The 19,935-nt window shown below is 55.3% G+C and carries 12 protein-coding genes; 2 read left to right on the top strand and 10 right to left on the bottom strand.

Going from position 1 to position 19,935, the window contains the following annotated elements:
- Positions 1-200 precede the first annotated feature (200 nt).
- Positions 201-3,797: a bifunctional proline dehydrogenase/L-glutamate gamma-semialdehyde dehydrogenase gene (locus SH528x_RS33550; RefSeq protein WP_442507776.1), complete on the top strand. Its 3,597-nt coding sequence runs from the start codon at positions 201-203 to the stop codon at positions 3,795-3,797.
- 108 nt (positions 3,798-3,905) lie between these two features.
- Here the strand turns inward: SH528x_RS33550 and SH528x_RS33545 are convergent, their stop codons facing one another.
- The 8 genes from SH528x_RS33545 to SH528x_RS33510 all read right to left on the bottom strand — a co-directional run bounded on the left by SH528x_RS33545 (position 3,906) and on the right by SH528x_RS33510 (position 14,282).
- The gene (locus tag SH528x_RS33545) at positions 3,906-5,393 is read right to left on the bottom strand and encodes a cytochrome P450 (protein WP_442507775.1); all 1,488 of its coding nucleotides are present in this window, start codon (positions 5,391-5,393) and stop codon (positions 3,906-3,908) included.
- Positions 5,394-5,454: 61 nt separating this feature from the next.
- A complete protein-coding gene (locus SH528x_RS33540) occupies positions 5,455-6,015 on the bottom strand; it encodes an NYN domain-containing protein (RefSeq protein WP_442507774.1) in 561 nt (186 codons plus the stop codon).
- A 90-nt stretch (positions 6,016-6,105) separates the two neighbouring features.
- Positions 6,106-7,071, bottom strand: coding sequence for an FHA domain-containing protein (locus tag SH528x_RS33535; protein WP_442507773.1), 966 nt, complete (start codon positions 7,069-7,071; stop codon positions 6,106-6,108).
- Positions 7,072-7,100: 29 nt separating this feature from the next.
- Positions 7,101-8,687: a serine/threonine-protein kinase gene (locus SH528x_RS33530; protein ID WP_442507772.1), complete on the bottom strand. Its 1,587-nt coding sequence runs from the start codon at positions 8,685-8,687 to the stop codon at positions 7,101-7,103.
- Between the two features lie 202 nt (positions 8,688-8,889).
- Positions 8,890-9,672, bottom strand: a complete 783-nt coding sequence (truA, locus tag SH528x_RS33525; protein WP_442507771.1) for a tRNA pseudouridine(38-40) synthase TruA — start codon at positions 9,670-9,672, stop codon at positions 8,890-8,892.
- Positions 9,672-10,691 carry an aspartate-semialdehyde dehydrogenase gene (locus tag SH528x_RS33520; RefSeq protein ID WP_442507770.1) on the bottom strand — a complete coding sequence of 340 codons (1,020 nt, stop codon included), beginning with the start codon at positions 10,689-10,691 and terminating at the stop codon, positions 9,672-9,674. The genes truA and SH528x_RS33520 overlap by 1 nt, the downstream gene beginning before the upstream one ends.
- A gap of 367 nt (positions 10,692-11,058) precedes the next feature.
- A complete protein-coding gene (locus SH528x_RS33515; RefSeq protein ID WP_442507769.1) occupies positions 11,059-12,285 on the bottom strand; it encodes a formylglycine-generating enzyme family protein in 1,227 nt (408 codons plus the stop codon).
- Positions 12,286-12,599: 314 nt separating this feature from the next.
- Positions 12,600-14,282 carry a S1C family serine protease gene (locus tag SH528x_RS33510; protein WP_442507768.1) on the bottom strand — a complete coding sequence of 561 codons (1,683 nt, stop codon included), beginning with the start codon at positions 14,280-14,282 and terminating at the stop codon, positions 12,600-12,602.
- A 395-nt stretch (positions 14,283-14,677) separates the two neighbouring features.
- On the opposite strand from SH528x_RS33510, the gene SH528x_RS33505 reads away from it, so the two are divergent.
- A complete protein-coding gene (locus SH528x_RS33505; protein ID WP_442507767.1) occupies positions 14,678-16,735 on the top strand; it encodes a glucuronate isomerase in 2,058 nt (685 codons plus the stop codon).
- A 139-nt stretch (positions 16,736-16,874) separates the two neighbouring features.
- On the opposite strand, the gene SH528x_RS33500 is transcribed toward SH528x_RS33505, so the two are convergent.
- The gene (locus SH528x_RS33500; RefSeq protein WP_442507766.1) at positions 16,875-18,446 is read right to left on the bottom strand and encodes a 2-isopropylmalate synthase; all 1,572 of its coding nucleotides are present in this window, start codon (positions 18,444-18,446) and stop codon (positions 16,875-16,877) included.
- Between the two features lie 402 nt (positions 18,447-18,848).
- A complete protein-coding gene (gene flhB, locus SH528x_RS33495) occupies positions 18,849-19,931 on the bottom strand; it encodes a flagellar biosynthesis protein FlhB (RefSeq protein ID WP_442507765.1) in 1,083 nt (360 codons plus the stop codon).
- Positions 19,932-19,935 lie beyond the last annotated feature (4 nt).

Raw genomic sequence — 19,935 nt, 5'->3', positions numbered from 1 at the left:
CGATTCGAAGCCCGTAGGCTCGACTTACCGGAGCCGCAGGAAAGGAAACACCTCGGTCCTTCGGGCACGAGGGTTGCAGGCCTGATCGGGCTAATGCCCACTTTTCGCGGGCGGATTTCCATAAAATCGCAATGACTCGCTAAGTTTACTAGGTAAATCGATGTGATTTAGCGATCCAAACTCACTCAGGATGCACGCCAATGGTTCAGGTTACGGGGCAGGAATTAACCATGGATGGGGAACGGGCCATCTCGCTCGCCGCAGAATTGTTGGAAGAGGCGCGCAAACTGCAAACGCCTCAGGAGCGGCGTCAGCAAGCCGAACTCGATCGCATGATCGGGCATGCCGAAGACAAGGCGACGCTCATCGAAATGACCGACCAGGCCTTTCGCACCCACTCGCCCGCTCGGGTGGCGGACCAATTGACTCATCTATTGGACGTTCAGGGGATCCCACGTTTTTTCAGCCCTGTCGAACAAGCGATGCTGAAGGGGTTCCAGTCGTTCGGCGAGTATTTGCCCGGTGTTGCGGTGCCGTTGGTCAAAGAAAAAATGCGGCGTGAGACCGCGAATGTGATTCTGCCAGCGGAACCGAAGCTGCTGGGGGCGCATCTTCGCAATCGCCAAACGCATGGCATGCACATGAACGTCAACCTGCTCGGCGAGGCGATCCTGGGTGAACAGGAAGCTCGGCGGCGGGTGGACCAATGTTATGACGCGCTGCGGATGAGCGAGCTGAAATGTTTGTCGGTCAAAATTTCAACGCTGTACAGCCAGATCTCGCCGATCGCCCGGCGACACTCGATCGACAAAGTGGCCGATCGGCTCGAGGCACTCTACCGGATCGCGATGAGCAAGGCGGACCCGGAGACGAAACAAAGCAAATTCGTCTACTTGGATATGGAAGAGTATCGCGATCTGTATTTGACCGCGGACATCCTGTGTAACGCACTCGACCGCGAATCGATGCTTAACGTCTCAGCGGGAATCGCTCTGCAAGCCTACGTGCCGGACTCCTTTGACGTGATGATGCGGTTGATCGAGTGGTCGCGTCAGCGGGTCGCACAAGGTGGCCAACCGTTGACGATCCGCTTGGTCAAAGGCGCAAATTTGGAAATGGAACGCGTCGATGCATCGATCCAAGGTTGGCCGCAAGCACCATATCGATCCAAAGTGGAAACCGACGCGAATTTCAAATCGATGCTGCGGAAGCTGATTGATGGAGCCGCCGAGGGAGTAATCCGTGTTGGTGTTGCGTCGCACAACTTGTTCGATGTTGCCCTGGCACTTTTATGGTCGGCTGATCGTAACGCGACAGAGAACATTCAGTTCGAAATGCTCGAAGGAATGGCAAACCATCAACGTCGTGCGATCTCCGAACGCGACAACAAAATGGTGCTGTACGCACCCGCCTGTTTTCAAGACAGTTTTATCAATGCGATTGCCTATCTGATTCGGCGATTGGATGAGAACACGGGACCGGAAAACTTTTTGCGGCATACTTATCGGCTAAAGCCCGATAGCGAAGAATTTACGATGCTTGCCCAGGGATTCAAAAACTCGTTGGCCATGATCGATACGGTGTCTCACACGCCACGTCGTACGCAAGACCGACGAGTGCAGCCGGAACAACCAGCAGTGGCTGCGGACTGGACCCAATTTGTCAACGAGCCTGACACCGATTGGTCATTGCCACACAATGCCGAGTGGATTGAATCGGTGCTTAGCAAGTGGAAAGATCGCTGCGACACCCTCGACACGGGTAGTGGCGAGATGCGTGAGTCGACTGATCCGTCACGTCCTGGTGTCGTCGTTTGTCGCTACTCGGTGCCGACGTTAGCGGACGTCGAGGCAGCGGTGGAAACGGCCACGGCGACTCAGACCGAATGGGGGAAAACAAGCGTCCAGCATCGTCATGACTTGCTGCGATCTGTTGCGCAAATTCTGCGAGAGCGACGTGGCGATTTGATTGCGACGATGGTCGCTGATGGCGGAAAAACGGTACTCGAGGCCGATCCTGAAGTCAGTGAAGCGATCGATTTTTGCGACTTCTATCCGCTGACGGTCGATTATTGGCATCAGCAATCCAGAATCAAACTCGAGCCACGCGGCAACGTGGCGGTGGTCACACCCTGGAATTTCCCCTTGGCAATTCCCTGCGGCGGGATTGCCGCGGCGCTGGCGACCGGAAATTGTGTGCTGCTAAAACCGGCGTCCGAAACCGTGCTGGTGGCCTGGCATTTATGTCAAGCGTTCTGGGATGCCGGAGTTCCCAGAGATGTGTTGCAATTCGTGCCGTGCGAGGGACGCATTGCCGAAGCGGGACTCGTCAAAAATCCGCAAATCGAAACGGTGATTTTGACGGGCGGTACCTCGACTGCAAAACGCATGTTGTCGGCGCGAAGTGATCTGCATCTGCTAGCGGAAACGGGTGGCAAGAACGCCACGATCGTTACCTCGATGGCCGATCGTGACTTGGCGGTAAAACATGTCGTCCAGTCTGCGTTTGGACATAGCGGCCAGAAATGTAGTGCGACGTCGCTACTGCTGCTCGAAAACGATGTGTTTGACGACAAAGCGTTCCGCGAGATGTTGGCCGATGCTGTCTCGAGCATCCGGGTGGGATCAAGTTGGGATTTGTCGACGAAGATGGGGCCGCTGATCAAACCGCCGCAAGCGGAATTGAATCAAGGTTTGAAATCGCTTGACGATGACGAGTCATGGTTGGTGTTTCCCGAGCACATAGTCGACAACCCGAATCTGTATCGACCAGGAGTCAAATGGAATATTCGACCGGGAAGTTTTACGCATCTAACCGAACTGTTCGGCCCGGTGCTCGGTGTGATGCGGTTCTCTCGCTTGGAAGAGGCGATTGAGATTGTGCGTTCGACGGGCTATGGATTGACCAGCGGATTGGAGAGCTTGGATGACCGCGAGATCACGTTGTGGCGAGATTCGGTTCACGCTGGCAACCTGTATATCAATCGTCCCACAACCGGAGCAATCGTGTTGCGGCAACCGTTCGGTGGCGTCGGTCTAAGTGCCTACGGACCGGGTGTCAAAGCTGGTGGCCCGCATTACGTGTTGCCGTTGATGCGAGTGACCGATGGAACAACAGAGGTTGCGCCGGCGTCGAGTGACTTATCGAAACGTGGCGAGTCCCTTGCGGCTGATCAATTTGACCGGATGAGTTCGTTGCTGAAGCGGGCTACAGGCAAGTCCGTGGTCGATGATGTTGCCGCAGCTCGGATTCAAGCGGCGGCAGGCACACAACGGGTCGCGGTCGAAAATGAATTTTCGAGTGAACACGACACTTTCCGTTTGATCGGGCAAGACAATATTCGCCGGTACCGGCCGACGCAGGCGATGAACCTGCGATTTGACGCGAATGATTCGATTTCGGATATTTGGATTTCTTTATCGGCGGCGATTGCGGTCAAGACGCAAGTGACATTGTCGATTGATCCCGCGGTGTCAGATACGATTCAAGACTTGCTTGAGTCGATTGCGGACATTTTTCCTGGTCTCGTCAATCCGATCGAAGAGTCGGAATCCGAGTTGGTAGAGCGAATTTCGTCGGGCGACGTCGGTCGGCTTCGACTGCTCGGTTCGACGAAGTCGAAAGAGATTGACGACGCGTGTGCAGAGTCATTTGTGACCGTGATTCGCGAGCCGGTGCTTGTGGAAGGTTCCGTGGAATGTTTGCGTTATCTTGACGAGCAATCGATCTCGCACGACTACCACCGCTACGGCAACCCTGGTCGCCGCGCCGGTGAAAAACGAGCCCAGGTTCTTTAGGTTTCGATGCTAAATGCTCGAGCTTGTAATGGTATGCGGTTTCTCGTCACCATCCAACCGGGGCTAGTGCCCAAACGGCTAACATAAACGCGGCTTTGCTTTGCGAATTTAGCGTAGCGACATCCGCACCAAGGTGCCGTCGGCGGGTTTGGTGGAGACGCCGGCGCGAGCCGGATTCGCTGGGTTTTTAGCTTGGAATTCGAACGTTTTTACGAACGCACCAACGACTAGGCCGACTTCGAGTTCGCCGAGATGTTTTCCAGGACAGACTCTGGGGCCATGACCAAAACCAAAATGCAGGATGTCCTTCGTCGCTCGACCGGCCGCGGCCAGATGTTCCCAGCGCTGGGGGGCGAATTCGCAGGCGGGATATCCAGCGGCCGCGACACCCCAGTGGTCTTCGTGCCGATTCGCGTGCCACACATCTAACAGGATGTGCGTTCCACTTGGAATAAACATCTTTCGCCCATCGGAGGTGGTCACCCAAGTGTCAGTCGTAGCTCGGCGAGGCAAGAAGTATAACGAGGGTGTCAGCCGGAGTGTCTCATTTAACACGTCGCGTAGGTATGTGGCACTGGCCAGCGTTTCGGGCGTGTAGACATCGATGTCTTTGACCTCTTGGAACACTTTCTCTTGTGCCGCGGGGTTGCGAGCGAGGTGCGAGATCGCCCAGGTTGCATAGGACGTGGTCGCTTCGAGTGCCCCGGCCAAAAAGACCTTCAGGTTGCTGAGCAGCTTCGCATCAGGTGCATCGGATTTGAACTGTTTCCACAACGCCTTGTTCTCGGATCGTGGGGCTAGAACGCACTGCGTCAACTCTTCAAACGCAGCATCGTCTCGCTTGGCCTGGGCGATTCGTTTCGTAAACCCCGGCAGCTTTCGCCACGGAATGCCAAACTTGTTCTTGACGGTGTCGGACACGATATGGTCGATCACTCGTTCCAACGCTGGCACGTAGCGGTTACTGAGTTCGTCGTAAGAAATCTCGGCACCAAAGAAATTATTGGTCAGCATCTCCAACATCACCACTTTGACTTCGGGTTCCAGGTGGATGTCTACCGTTTCTTGACCGTGGGTGGCCAAGTGTTGCCGCAGCACCTCGATCCGCTGCTGGACAGTGGTACGAAACGTCTCGGCGAACTCACTAAATTGTTCGGGTTGATACAGTGTCGTTTTGCCGAACGGGCAAGCTGCAATCTTGCGTTGCTGCTTCCACTCTACCCCATTCGCAAACAGCAAGGTGTCCTTGCCCGTCGCTCGCGCAATTCCGACCGAAGGCAGTGTGTCGCGGTCGAATTGTCCTTTGCGATCGCCGGTATCAGTGGCAATTGCCCGAATGATTCCTGGGTCTCGCGTCACTAGGACGGGGGCAAACCCAGGAACATCTAAGTAGCGGTTATGTCGGCCTGGTCCCTGTTCCTCGTCTGCACCATGGAAATAGGTTTCGAGGATCCGGACCGGATCATGGAAATTCCAGCGGTGTGGAAAGGGCCACGAAGGGCGTCCCGATCCGGGATGAAACAATCGCACCCGAGTTGGCAGACAATCGCCATCAAACGGATTGATTGCGAACAACTGCTTTGGCAGTCGGGCCATGCACCGGTATCCCGGCAGTGAATCGGATAGGAATTGAGTGAGATTCATTATGATTGTGGCACTATTCGTCGAAGCCGAACTCGCGCATCCAGTGCTCGACTTCTTCGCTGGACACTTTGCCTTTGGGTTTGCCGCTGCGGTTGTTGTTCCTGCTGCCCTGCCCTGCCCCGTCGGAAATCTCGATCGCCAAGCGGGGATGGTTTTCGAGTAGATCATCTAGCCACGGATCGGCGTCAAATGGCGTCGCACCTCGCCGTTTCGCGGCGTCTTGCAGTCGATGATCCGATGAGACGACCGCTAATTGCTTGGGTGCGGAGTGTTCGCTGATCAGCCGCTCGATCAAATCGTCGGCTTCCGGTTCGTCGACTGCAAAGCGAATGTCGATTCCGGAAACCTCGTATTGGCTAACTGCGTTGCTCGGCGGACAGCGGGCGTCAAACACGACGCAGGTGCGATTGCGAACGAAATCGGGCAGATGATCGCAGAGCCGAGTGATCAGCCGATTGCGTTCGGCTTCCAACCAGCGTGATTGATGAGTCGTGCCACGCGTGAAGCCGGCGCGTCCCGGTGCCGCAACGGGCCCTATGACGTTGTATCCATCCACCAGCAGTAAAAGTGACATCGATCGAACTTTGTCGCGAAGTAGCTCCTTTGGAAAGAGCGCGGTCCGCTCGCACAAGCGGTAACGTCGCATTGTCGCACGATCGTGCTGCTATTCAATCCCTTTGACGATTTTCGCGGGAGGACCGACTTGGAACCGATAAATCGAATAGGAAAAGAAGCTGATTACGGCGATCGAAATCAGGATCGCCCCGACCAATTTTAATGACTCGAAGTCGCTGGGTAACGAGATCGAAGGTAACCGCATCGGTTGTCGCGGGTTTTTTGACTTTCGATCGCGTGATGTCGTCGCATCCGCTTTGGACTTTTTGGGTTTCTCTAATTTCGGAGACGGCAGCTTTGAAGTCAGGGGTTTGGGGGACGATATCTTTGCCTCACTCGATTCCCGTTCGGGCGCGATCACATCCGCCGCGTGCTGTTGTGTTTCGAGAAGTGTCGGACGTTCATCCGTGAGCGTGTCGTTATCGGTCAATGTGACGAATTCCGATGAGTCATCCGCCTTTAATTCGGTGATCGCCCGGATTGTCTTGTAGCGTTGTTCGCGGTCCGAGTCGTCGGCCGAGTGGAGCATGTCTGCGACATCAAATTCTTGCCATGCTTCGCCTTGTAACATCGATTCAGCTGGCCATGCGGTTTCAGGCGGCGGCGAAGTCTCTACGATTTCAGCAATGGCCGGAACAAACTCGTCCTCTTCGGACAAGTCATGATTTTCAAGCGGTCTCGTTTCGATGCTGATCTGAAACGCGACTTTGCCACATCGCAATTGATCGCCATTTTTCAGTTCGACCCAGCGGTTTGCGATGATCTTTTCGCCGTTGATGTAGGTGCCGCTGCTGCTGTCGAGGTCCAACGCCAATAATTGCCTATCGGTGTGGTGAAGGATGCAGTGGCGTCGGCTGACCGACCGACTCTTGGGACGAATCTGACATTCACCATGTCGTCCGATCATATAGTAGCCGAGTTGGATCGAGGCCGTGACGCCAGCATGACTTCCCGTTGCGAGAATCAATTGAGCAATCATCGACGGCGATGTCTCTTTTTGTACTAGAAGGGGCATAATGTTATGACTTCGTCTCGTTTCAAATTCTAATTAACGACAATGACGTGGCCGCCTTTTCCATCTTCCAGACTTTTGATTCGGGGCGACGGTGTCTCTTGGGGCCGCATGATGGTGTAGGCGGTCATCCCCATGACAAGTAATAGCGCGGCAATGGCCACGGTGAGACCGATGCCGAGCAGCAGCATCTGCTTTGCGTCTCCGGAGCGTGTGTTTGTATCGTTTAATTTGGCATTCGCAGTACCGGACCCATTAGTCGTCGAGATCGCAGACGGCTTGGGCGGTCCGCTGGTCATGCCAAGATCGACGGGCGGCAGGCTGTCGAAGTCAATCTCGGTGACTTCAGTCGCAATTGGCACAGCACCGTCGGAGGACAATGACGAATCGTCGATGGTGGCTTGATAAAATGATTCATCCATTGCCGTCTCGCCCGCCGGAGCGATCTGGCCCAATTTCTTTGCTGCCGCCGATACGCTGCCGGAGATGCCGCTTAAACGCTCGAATTGAACCAGCAGTTCGGCAGCCGACTTTGGCCGGTCTTCGGGCCGTTTGGCCATCATTCGCATCACCAATTTAGCGACGGCGGTCGGGCAATCTGGGTGAATCAAGCGAACGTCCGGTGGCGTCGCGGTTTGATGTTTCGCCAAACGCTGAGCTATCGTATTGCCCGAAAACGGAGCTTGCCCCGTCAACAAGTAATACAGTGTGCAGCCGAGCGAGTAGATATCGGCGCGAGCATCGACGTTCTTGCTATTGATCGCTTGTTCGGGGGCAACGAAATCGGCGGTGCCCAGTAGACGGTTACCGGTGGATTGTTCATCGATTCCCATCCAGCTCACACGCGCAAGTCCCATATCGCTGACTTTGACCACGCCATCGGTGCGGAGCATCAAGTTCGATGGTTTGATGTCGCGATGGATAATGCCGCGGTCATGGGCGTGGGCCAATCCGCAAGTCGCTTGGCGGATCGCGTCCAGAGCCAACGGCACCGACATTACCCCGTCCCGCCGAACGGCATGCTGTAAATCGATACCGTCGATGTATTCCATCACGATATAAAGTTTGCCACCAGCTTGGGCAAAGTCGTAGGCGCGGACGATGTTGGGGTGATCTAGTTGTGCCGAGGCGCGAGCTTCCTCGCGAAATCGATCCGCACGTCGTTTGTCAGCGACCGAGTCGGGCGGCATGATCTTCAGCGCCATCAGCCGCTTCATCACGTGATGTTCGCCCAGATAAACCACTCCCATGCCGCCCTTTCCAAGCGGGCGCAGCAACCGGTAGCTGCCTAGATAGAAACCTTTGCTCTTGCCCGCTAATAACTTGTTGGCTTGCCAGTGCGTCAGTAATCCCGCGCCAATCAGGCCTTCGGCGAGTCGTTTTGCGGTGATGGCGGGTTCATCGGCTTGCAGCGAAACGACAACCTTTTTGATGTCGTTGATTTCCACAAGCCCAGCCGACAGACAACGCTGAACGAACGAGCGTGTTGGCTCGTCGAGGATTGGCTGAGTCGCAGCAGTCATGGGCTGGTTCCTGTTCAACTCAACGTCTCCTACGTCTGCTCGTTTTGCGTTCGCTTGCTCTGGTTCGGGACACGCCGTGGTGCTTTGGGAATTCATGGCTCTTGGGATCCATTAAGTGTTGTCATACAAAGACAACCGATGACAAAGTCTCCGATAGACTCGACGACATGGATGTAGTCTAGCCATCGACAGAATGCGAAGCACAGGTGAATCGTTCTGGCGAACGTAAGAGTACCAGTTCAATACGACCGAAGTGTGAAGGTCGTGTGAATGGCGAATGTGCGTTTGATGAATGCGTTCAAGCGAACGGCAAGTAGTTAACGCGTTTTAGAAAGAGAGCTTGCGGCGGAGCGGTGGGGCCAGCGACATCGCGATTGGCTGCTTCGATCACATTGTCGATGTGCTGGGGAGGATACTTGCCCTTGCCCACTTCCATCAACGTGCCCACGATGTTGCGAACCATGTTGTACAGGAAGCCATCGGCCTCGATTTCAATCGAAAACAAATGGCCACCACCGTTCATCGAAGGTTCACGAATGATTTCGCAAACCTTCACATTGCGAGTGGTTGTTTTGCGTGGGCTGCCAACCGCTTGAAAGCTGGCGAAGTCATGTTTGCCGACGAACCGAGCGGCTGCTTCGGTGACCGCGTCCAGATCGATGTCGTGATGAAGATGCCAGCGATAGCGATAGTCGAACACATTCCGCAGGCCACCGACCTGCAACTGGTAGCGGTATCGTTTGCCAATGGCGTCGCGGATCGCATGGAAGTCATTGGGCGCGTCGACCGCATCGGTGACCACGATGGTCGGCGGCAAATTGACGTTCATCGCTTTGACCAAATCCGATGCACTGGCACGCCAATTCGGAGTTCGCAAGCTTGCCACTTGGGCCAACGCATGCACCCCGGCGTCGGTGCGTCCGCTGCCGGTCACATGCACCCGCTCTCGTGTCAGTTTGACGAGCGCACGTTCGAGCATGCCTTGGATGGTCGGCTTTTGCGGTTGGATTTGCCAACCTGAAAAATCGGTTCCATCGTAGGCAATGGTTAATTTGAACGTGCGATCGACCAAGGCTGCCACTACGCTGTTTTCGTTGCCGATCGCTTGATCAACAATTCAGCGATCTGGACCGCGTTGGTCGCGGCGCCTTTGCGAAGGTTATCGCTGACACACCAAAACGTGATGCCGTTGCCGCCGCTGATGTCTCTGCGGATTCGGCCAATGAACACGTCGTCTTTGCCATTGCAATCGCGTGGCATCGGGTACTTGCCGGCCTGCAGATCGTCAACGATCGTGATCCCTTCGCCTTGGCGGAGCAGTTCTTTGGCTTCTTCGAGCGACAACGGACGCTCCGTTTCGACAAGGATCGATTCGCTATGTCCGGTGGAAACAGGGACACGCACACATGTTGGGCAGACTTGGATGTCCTCGTCGCCCAGGATCTTGCGTGTCTCGTAAACCATCTTCATCTCTTCGCTCGTATAGCCTTCGTGCTTCTCCGAGCCAATTTGTGGAATCAGGTTGAAGCCAATCGGATGCTGGAACGTTTTAGGAGGGTGCGTTTGTCCAACCAATGCGCTGCGAACGCTGTCGTTCAGTTCTTCGTTACCAGCCAGACCAGCTCCGCTGGTAGCTTGATACGTGCTGACGACCACGCGGCGAACGCGAGCGGCACGATGCAGTGGCGCCAACGCAACGACCATTTGTGTGGTGCTGCAGTTCGGGCTGGCAATGATGCCTTGATGATTGTCGACTGCTTCCGGATTGACCTCCGGTACAATCAATGGCACTTTTGGGTCCATTCGCCAATAACCGCTCTCGTCGACCACAACGGCGCCGGCTTTGACTGCCCACGGTGCGAATTCGGCCGAGATTTCGTCCGGGGTACTGGCGATGACAAGATCGATATGGTTAAACGCGGAAGGTTCCAGCAATTCGACCTTGAGAGTTTCTCCGCGGAAATGCACTTCCTTGCCAACCGATCGCTCCGACGCGAGCAGTTTTAGTCGCTTGATTGGCAGTTCACGCTCGGCAAGTTGTTCAAGGACAATGCGGCCCACCGCACCGGTGGCGCCAACGAGAGCAAGAGTTTCGTACACGGAAATAGGTTCTTAATAGGTGGTTATGAAAATGATTGAGGGGGAATCCGTCGTGGGATCCGCCCGTCATGAATGGGTGCCCGTCATGAAGCCGCAAGCTGTGGGAGAGCGAGAAGTCGAGAGGTCCAAAAAAAGCGGATTCCGCCCTGCCCTGCCCATTCTGCCCTGCTAGGCGTCGGTCGAAGCGGGGAGCGTCTCCGCAGTGCCCGATAACGACTGCAGCACACAAGCACCGTCAGGCTAGATCCGTCAGGCTGTGTGCCACATCCACGGAAAATCGGGTGATTCGCCGTATTGTGATATGTCGACGCGAATTTGGGTATGACCTGACTGATTTTGTCAGGTCATCTCAAAATGAATCGCGTGATTATTGCTTCGCTTTCATCGCCTTGATGACTTCGGGAAGCTTCTCGTCGACCAAACCGTAGCCGCCGCGACCTTCCATCACTCGCGATTCGACGTCCAATTGGACTTCTCCGGAAGTGGAATCCCAGAACTTGGTAATCGTTTCTTTTTCGAGCGGTTTGTACGATCGGAACAATCGGAAACCGATGCCACGCGACGGATAGTCGGTCAACCACCATGGGCTCTTGGGAAAGTTGGGGTCAGAATCTTTCCATTCAACGTCATCCGATCCCAAACGAGCGGCACTGCGAAGTTCGTTCGGGTCCATTTCCCAGCTGCCGCCGCGGACGACACAGGGGGACGATGTTTCGGGCCACTTGACCACATCGGTTGCGTTGATCGGGCTTTTGTCGGCAAACGATTCGTAGCCATCTTCGGTGTACTGATTGACGGTCCATTCGGCCACATTGCCGTGCATATCATGCAGTCCGTAGGGGTTCGGTTTTTTGGTTCCGACCGCTTCTTGGCCTTCGTCGGCGTTGTCGTAATACCACGCGTAGTCGTCAATATCGTCGGCGGAATCACCCCAGCTAAATGCGGTCGCTTTGCCACCGCGAGCGGCATATTCCCATTCCGCTTCGGTCGGCAATCGATATTGTTCCCCCGTGATGGCACTTAACCATTTGGTGAACTGTTGGGCCGCGTATTGGGTCATCGTGACGGCGGCCTGCTCGGGACGCTCGCCGTATTCGTAGGTGAAACTGGGTTCGTAAAGCTGGGTCGGTGCGGTGATCGCGTCGGCTTTGTTCGAGTCGTCGACGGGGCGAATGCTCTCCCGTTCGAATTCCTTGAACACGTTGTACAGCGACATGAATTCTTTGTACTGAGCCCAATTGATCTCATTTTTAGCAACCCACATTGGGTCGACGTTGACTTTGATCTGAGGACCTTCGGCTTCGCCACGATCCTCTTCGTCTTCGGGGCTGCCCAACAGGAACGATCCGCCTGGGACTGGAACCATGTCGATCGTCAGATCGGTACCGGGGATCGTCATCGTGTAGGGAACCATGTATCCCTCATCCACCTTGACCGAAGGGCCTTCGCTCGGTTTTTCCTTTGCAATCCCCTCGACGGAGGTGGGCTTTCCAGTATCCGGAGCGTCTGCCAAGGCGGCAGCACTGAGGAATGTGAGTGAAAAAGCCAAGCAAAACGAGCTTATTTTGACGATTTGGGTCGGTAGGTATTTCATACAGAAGCGTAATTGGAGTGACGAAAACATTGGGTTTTTCCTGTCGACAAATTGACTAAGCCCATACTAGCCATCGAACTCAATAGTGCAATCACGGGAGTGCAGGAGAATTGGCTGCAATTTACGTGTCCAATGGGTCGTAATGACCGTAGCTGCTACGCGGCCGGGCGAGGGAAAGTCTCGGTTGGTCGCGGTGCTCTTTCGCCGGAAGTGCCCCGTCGTCCCTTGACGTGATTATGGGAACCGGGGTTCGCGGTGCCCCGAATCGGGGGTCACTTGAGCAACCACTGCAGCAAAATCCCGTTAATCACGCACTATAACGGCTCGAAATCAGGGCGGCTGCCCAGTCGAACAGGCACGATTTCTTTTTTGTTCTCGCGATAGATTTCCACGTCGACGACGGTTTCGGCCAAGGAATCGCCGATCAGTCGCATCAAATGACCGCGGTCGGTGACGTGTTTGTTGTTCACGCGGAGAATCAGATCGCCTTTGCGTAAACCCGCCACGGCAGCTGGTGATTCTTTGTCTGCCAATCCCGAAATCATCGCACCGCGGACTCGCGCGTCGTCTCCGATCAATTCATGATCGGCAACGTCGGCCAATCCGACGCCGAGCCAGCCTCGTTCGACTCGGCCGGAAGCTTTCAAACGCTCGTAGATTTGCTGGGCCACGTTGCTGGGGATGGAAAAACTGACCCCTTGGTAGGTGTCGCCCACAATCGCAGTGTTGATGCCGATTAGGGTTCCTCGGGCGTCGACAAGCGGGCCACCGCTGTTGCCGGGATTGACCGCCACGTCGCTTTGCATGAAATCTTGATACTGGGTGCTGGCGCGGACCAAGCGATGTTTGCCACTGAGAATGCCGAACGTGACCGTGCGATCGAGTCCAAACGGGCTGCCGACGGCCCACACCGGTGACCCCACGCGGCAGCGGTCACTGTCACCCCACTGAATCGGAATCAATTTGTTGGAGTTGATCTTTAGCACGGCAAGGTCGGTAAGCGGATCTGCCCCTACCACTACTGCCGCCGTGCGTCGCCCATCGCTGAGGGTCACCATCACGTCTTCACCATCGGCGATCACGTGGCGATTGGTAACGATGTAGCCATCCTCGTCAACGATTACGCCACTACCTTGATCCGAAGTCGTCAGCACCTCGGAGCGTCGGAAACTGGTCGCTGATACGAGGGCATCGCTTGGGCGTCGCTTGACTTCGATGTGGACGACGCTGGGGGCAACCGCGGCGGTGACCATTTGATAGGCTTCGCTCAGCGTGTCCAACGAAACGTTTTTGAGCCCCTCGCTGCTCATGTCGTGCTCAGCCCGCAATTCAGCACGGTGCCATGAATAACGAATCTCTTCGACAATTTGAGGGACAGCGAAGCGAGCGGCGGCCAGCATCAATCCCATTGTCGCCAACAGCATCAAACTTTGCAGGATCGGATCGGGATGACGCAGCGATTTGCGTTTGGCCTGCTTGTCGTCGGTTTCCTTAGCGGCTTCGATTTCTTTCGACGCCTCGGCGTCTTCGGATTTTGGCTCGGTTTCGCACAGCTCGTTTACCGTCTCGGTTGCGTTAGCGTCACGATTCTCGAAATTTGACTGAGTATCAGAAGTTTCTGTCAAACTCGGGTCTTCCGTGGCGGTTTCCACATCGGTCCTTTCCACCGCAGATTTGGCCGATGGCACCTTCAGCCGCATTAAGGTCACTTCCACTGGCGGCGGAACCGGCGGTGAAACGGACCGCTGAGGAAGTTCAGACTCGCGATTTCGCGAAAGATTGGGCGTTTGCGGATCACGATGAGCACCATCGAAACGTGCGATCACGCGGGCTGAGTTGGGCACACGGGCAGGATTGGCCACACGGGCTGAATCGGGCACGCGGGCAGGATTGGCCACGCGGGCAGAATCGAGATTGGCCGATTCGGGTGTGACTGGTGTCGTGTTTTCGGATGAGTCGTTCGCAGCAGTCGATGACGAGGGATCATTGGGAAGCATAAGTGGACGGACTCCGAACGCACCGAGAACGTGCCGTCCATCTCTCTCTGTGATGAATGGCTTTGATTGCGATCCTATTGTAGAGCAGTGTCCGGTCAATCGCGAAATGATTTTTTGGCAACCTGCAGGTGATTTTCCAGAACAATTGCCCGTTCACCACCCTAATGCGGCCGGTATCGCGGATTTGTCCGCTTCGTCGGAATTTGCGGCTTAGGTTGGCTATGAGTTCTGGTGCAGGGCGATTGATGCGAACCGCCGAGCGGATTGATAGTGAGTTTGCCTGAAAATCGTTCTTGGCGATTGTGTTAGGCCAAGACGCCTCACCCCCAAACAATGTATGCTAAGGGCCATCATTCACCCCTGTTTTTACGCATTCCCGCCGGCGCCCGAGAGTCATGTCGCATCCAGCCCGAGAGTCGATTTACCAAGCCATCGCCTCGATCCGATTGATCGATCCGCACACCCACATCAATCCGCATGCTCCGGCGTCGCGAACGCTCGCCGATTTGCTGGGCTACCACTACTACACCGAACTAGCACATTCCTCGGGGATGCCCAAGCACGAAATCGAAGAGCCGGGGATCTCGCCTCGCGAGTTAGTCCGACGTTTGGTGCACAACCTCGGGCCAATCGAAAATACCTCTCAGTACCGCTGGCTCGTCGAAATCTGCAAGAAATTTTTTGGCTTCGAGGCGGATCGCATCGACACCTCCAATTGGGAATCGGTTTACGACGCTGCTGAGAGTTCAATGGCATCGGCTCAGTGGTCCCAAATGGTGTTGGATCAAAGCAACGTCGAAGCGGTTTTCTTGACCAATGACTTTGACGATGAGTTGAGCGGGTTTGACACGAACACCTACATTCCATGTTTGCGAACCGATGACTTGGTGTTCAAGTTGCACCAACGCGAAGTCCGCGAACGACTCGAGCGCTGCAGTGGGGTGGCGCTGAATAGTTCGCTCAGCAGTCTGCGGAGTGCGATTCGCCAGCGGTTCGAACACTTCACACAAAACGGTGCTCGCGCGTGTGCAATTTCGCTGCCGCCTTGGTTCGAGCCGACGATGGTCAACGAAGGACGCGCGTCCAACGCATTGGGCGCCGTGCTGCGTCATGGCGAATCGGTGGATGCCGCACACCTTGCCGCGCTATCGCGAGCGGTCTTTTGGATGCTGGCTGAACTTTGTGACGAGTTCAAGTTGCCGTTTGATTTGATGATCGGGGTCAATCGTGGCGTTTATGCAGAAGGCGTTTTTCAAGGCCAGGACCTCTACGACTCACGAGTTTCGCTGATTCAGTATCGTGAACTGTTTAACACATTCCCCGAAGTCAAATTTCCGGTTTCGGTGTTAGCGAGTGTCACTAACCAGGAACTCGTCAGCTATGCCTGGATCTTTCCCAACGTGATCACTAATGGTCACTGGTGGTACAGCAATACGCCTTCGTTTATCCACCGTGATGCGGCGGTTCGTTTGGAAGCAGTTCCGCAAACCAAACAGATCGCCTACTACAGCGACGCGTACAAGTTAGAGTTTGTGTGGCCTAAGTTTGACATGTATCGCAACATCTTGGCGAACATTCTTGCCGAGCATTTTGTGGGCTTCAATGGCTGGAGCGAAGAGCAAGCGATTGAGCTTGGTTACAAAGTGTTGCGAGGCAATGTCGAAGAGATTTTTCCCAACCGAGCAGGCGGTGATGCCACGGGGGCCGCTGTTGAAATTTCCGAAGAGGAAACGGCAGACGCTGAGGATCTGGGCTCGATTGGATTCGCCGATGCCGCACTCGCTGCTTCCTCTGCTGCTTTGACCGGAGAAGCAATCGGCGTTGTCGAAGTCGATTCCGAACCGAGCGAATCGGACGATGAAGTTACGGTGTTGGAAACGATCGAGATCGACGAGGATTTCGAAGAGCAAGATGAACTCGATCCGCTGCCCAGTGAAGACGAACTCGGTACGGTGGATGTCGCTGACGTCGAGCTAAAGGATCCCTCGTCGGATCGCCAATCGGTCGATTCGGAAGTAATCGATAGCGAAGCCGATCCCGACCCACTTGATGTGGGTGAATTGTTCGCTGACGATGACGAAAGTTCGGTATCGGATACCGATTCACCGGCAAACGATACGTACGCCATGGGTTCCGAAGATACGGTGTCCGAGGATATGTTGTCCGAGGATCTCTTTTTGGAAGATGCACCCACCGAAGACGATTCGGAAACGAGCGAGCCTCAGATCAGCATGCTACGAGGTGAAGAATCGTTCGCTCCCGATGAAGAGTCGTTGCGTGTCCAGCCCGATCCGATGACTGGCGAGTTGACGTTTCCCACATCGGAAAACGAGTCCAAGGACGAAGACATGCTCGATCAGCTCGGCATCGGTTTTGTAGAAAGCGATAATGAAGAGCAAGTTCATTTCGAGTCCGCATCGGAAATCGAAGAGCCCGAAGAACCACAGCGTTAAGCGACGCGACTTTTCCGCACTCCCCCGTAGTGGATCTTGCTAAAGATCCCTATTTCCTCGCAATTGGATCTCGTCAAAGATCCCGCGTGAAAGGTCTTTAGCAAGATCCACTACGTTGGCCATTTGCTCGACGAACCCGTTAGTTCTCTTTCGCGATGATCCGGTTGATCGCGTTGAGCATCGCCAGGATCGTGCTCTCGACGCTATCGGTGCTGGCACCGACGCCTCGGTAAGTCTTTCCCTTGTGTTCGACTTCGAGGTTCACTTCGCCGATCGCATCGCGACCGAGTGTGGCACTGCGGACACGGAAATCTTTGCACACCAATTCGATGCCAGTGATCTTTTCGACAGCCCAAAACGCAGCGTCGATCGGTCCGTCTCCTTGCTCGACTTCTTCCGTGATTTGCCGATCACCGTGTTCCAGAGTGACTCGGACGTGTGGCGAACGCGACGTTCCGCTGGTGACTTCGTAATCGACGAGCGTCCATTCTTGGGCAACGCTGCCGCTGATCTGTTGCTGGATCAGAGCGACGATGTCTCCGTCGTAGATGTCTTTCTTTTTGTCGGCAAGCCGTTTGAATTGGTCAAACACCGTTTGCAATTGTTCGCCGGTCAACGTGTAACCGAGCGTCTTGGCGCGATCTGCAAGTGCGGCGCGGCCGCTGTGTTTACCCAGCACCAAGTCGGTCTTTGCGACTCCGACGTCATCAGGTGACATGATCTCGTAGGTGCTGCGTTCTTTGAGCATCCCATCTTGATGGATCCCCGATTCGTGGGCGAACGCGTTGCGGCCGACGATCGCTTTATTGCGTTGCACTTGCATGCCAGTCATTTTGCTGACCAATCGGCTAACGGGAACCAATCGCCGCGTGTCGATGCCGGTATCGCATTGGTAGTAGTCGCGACGGGTCTTCAATGCCATCACGACTTCTTCGAGTGCCGCGTTGCCGGCGCGTTCGCCGATCCCATTGATCGTGCATTCGATCTGCCCTGCCCCGGCTTCGATTGCAGCCAAGCTGTTGGCAACGGCCATGCCGAGGTCATCGTGGCAATGCGTGCTCAACACTGCCTTGTCCATGTTGGGAACACGTTCACGCAACATGCGAAAGACGTTGAAGATTTCTTTAGGGTTGGTGTAGCCAACCGTATCGGGCACGTTGATGGTGGTCGCACCAGCGTCGATCGCCGCTTCGACGACTCGGCAGAGGAAGTCGTGTTCGGTGCGGCAGGCGTCCTCGGGTGAGAACTCGACGTCGTCACAGTAGTTCGCGGCGCGACGCACGCCAGCGACGGCTCGCTCGACAATTTCATCCGTCGTCATTCTCAGTTTGAATTCGCGATGAATCGCACTGGTGGCAAGAAAGACGTGGATTCGTGCTTGCGGAGCGTACTTCACCGCTTCCCATGCCGCATCGATGTCTTTGTCGCTACAACGTGCCAACCCACAGATCGTGGAACCGCGGACGGTTTGCGCAATCTGTTTGACCGCTTCAAAATCGCCCGGGGATGCGATCGGGAACCCCGCTTCGATGATATCGACGCCCAGATCGGCGAGGGCCTGAGCGACTTCGAGTTTTTCGACCAGATTCATACTGGCACCCGGAGATTGTTCACCATCACGCAACGTCGTATCAAAGATACGGATCATGCGTGAATCGGACGCGTCGGATGGTTTCTCGGCCGCTTCATTGCCCGAAGGGGACTGTGACATCGCAGTGGTTCCTATTGGAATAAGTAGACAGTTAGCGAAAACAATAAAAAAACCCGGGTCGCTTGGCGACTCGGGTCTTATGTGTTTTTGAATTTGCCACTTAAAAAGTGGCTAAACAAAGCCTCATCACCCGCCGCCGAAGCGTCGCAGCAGTAGCAGCGATAGGAGATAGAGGTTTTTGTTCATGGCAGTATCATACTTAGAGAAGCCGACCCACGTCAACGGTTCGCAATTTTTGCTCGGATAATTGCAAAAAGTGGACTTGGTACGCACCCCGAGTGGTTCATCGCTTTCCCCGTATTTGTGAGCCGACGGCGCCAGCCGCGGGCCTCATTTTGCCAACGTTTTACCAAGTGACGGCCCGACGCTAGCGCGTTCGGCTCACGAAATGGGACAGTCGCACTAGGCGGCGGTCGCCTTCGGGATCTTCTTGCCTTGCAATTGGTAGACGTAGCGAAGCACTTCGGCGACAGCTTGGTATTGATCCGCAGGAATCGAATCGCCGACGTCGACCGTTTTGTACAGTACTTGGGCGAGCGGTTTTCGCTCGACCACGGGGATGCTGTTTTCTAGCGCCAGTCGGCGGATCTTCTGGGCGATCACCCCAGCACCTTTGGCCAACACGATCGGAGCGGGCATCGTGGTCGGATCATACTGAATCGCAATTGCCAACTCGGTTGGGTTCGTGACCACCACGTCCGCTTTGGGGACTTCGCTACCAACTCGCTGCATCATCATTTGGCGCTGTACTTGGCGACGTCGCGCGGCGACTTGCGGGTCGCCCTCGGTTTCTTTCATCTCGTCACGCATCTCTTGGTCGGTCATCATTAACTCTTGCTCGTTCTTCCATTTCTGGAACGCGTACTCAAGAACCGCGAGCACGAACAAAGCACCGCCAACCCAAACGCAGGTTCCAATCAGTGCTTCAAATAGCACACTAGCGATTTGAGGAACCGAGAGTGCGGCGAGTCCGAGGATCGAGTCTTGGTATTTGCGGACGGCGTAATAGGCGACCACGCTGATGATGGCGACTTTAAACGAGCCAAATCCAATCTTAGCGACACCCTGCATCGACAGAATGCGTTTGGCTCCCGACAGCGGGCTGATGTTACTGAGTTTCGGTGTGATCTTGTCCGGTGCAATCAGTAGCCCAGTTTGCATCACATTGGCGAGCACTCCAGCGACTAACATTGCTAACAACAACGGCGTCGCTGCGATCGCCAAACGTCCGCCGGTCGTCAATAACCAATGGGAGGCATCCTCGGTTCCAAAAGGCGTGATTCGAGGCGTGGAGAGTGCATCGGCCAGCGCGGCGGCAAGGGTTTCCGCAGCGGGGGCGCCAAGCATCCAAAGAGCTCCGAGTGCAGCCAGCAGCAGAGCGGCGGAGGTCAGGTCTTGGCTGCGAACCACTTGGCCTTGTTCGCGAGCCTGCCTGCGCCGCTTCTCGGTCGCTGAATGCTTCTTGTCACCACTGCTGTCAGACATGTTC

This window comes from Novipirellula methanifontis (genome assembly GCF_052161655.1).
Lineage (GTDB): Bacteria > Planctomycetota > Planctomycetia > Pirellulales > Pirellulaceae > Novipirellula.
Note: the sequence above shows the minus strand (reverse complement) of the source record. Positions and strands in the feature narration are given on the sequence as shown.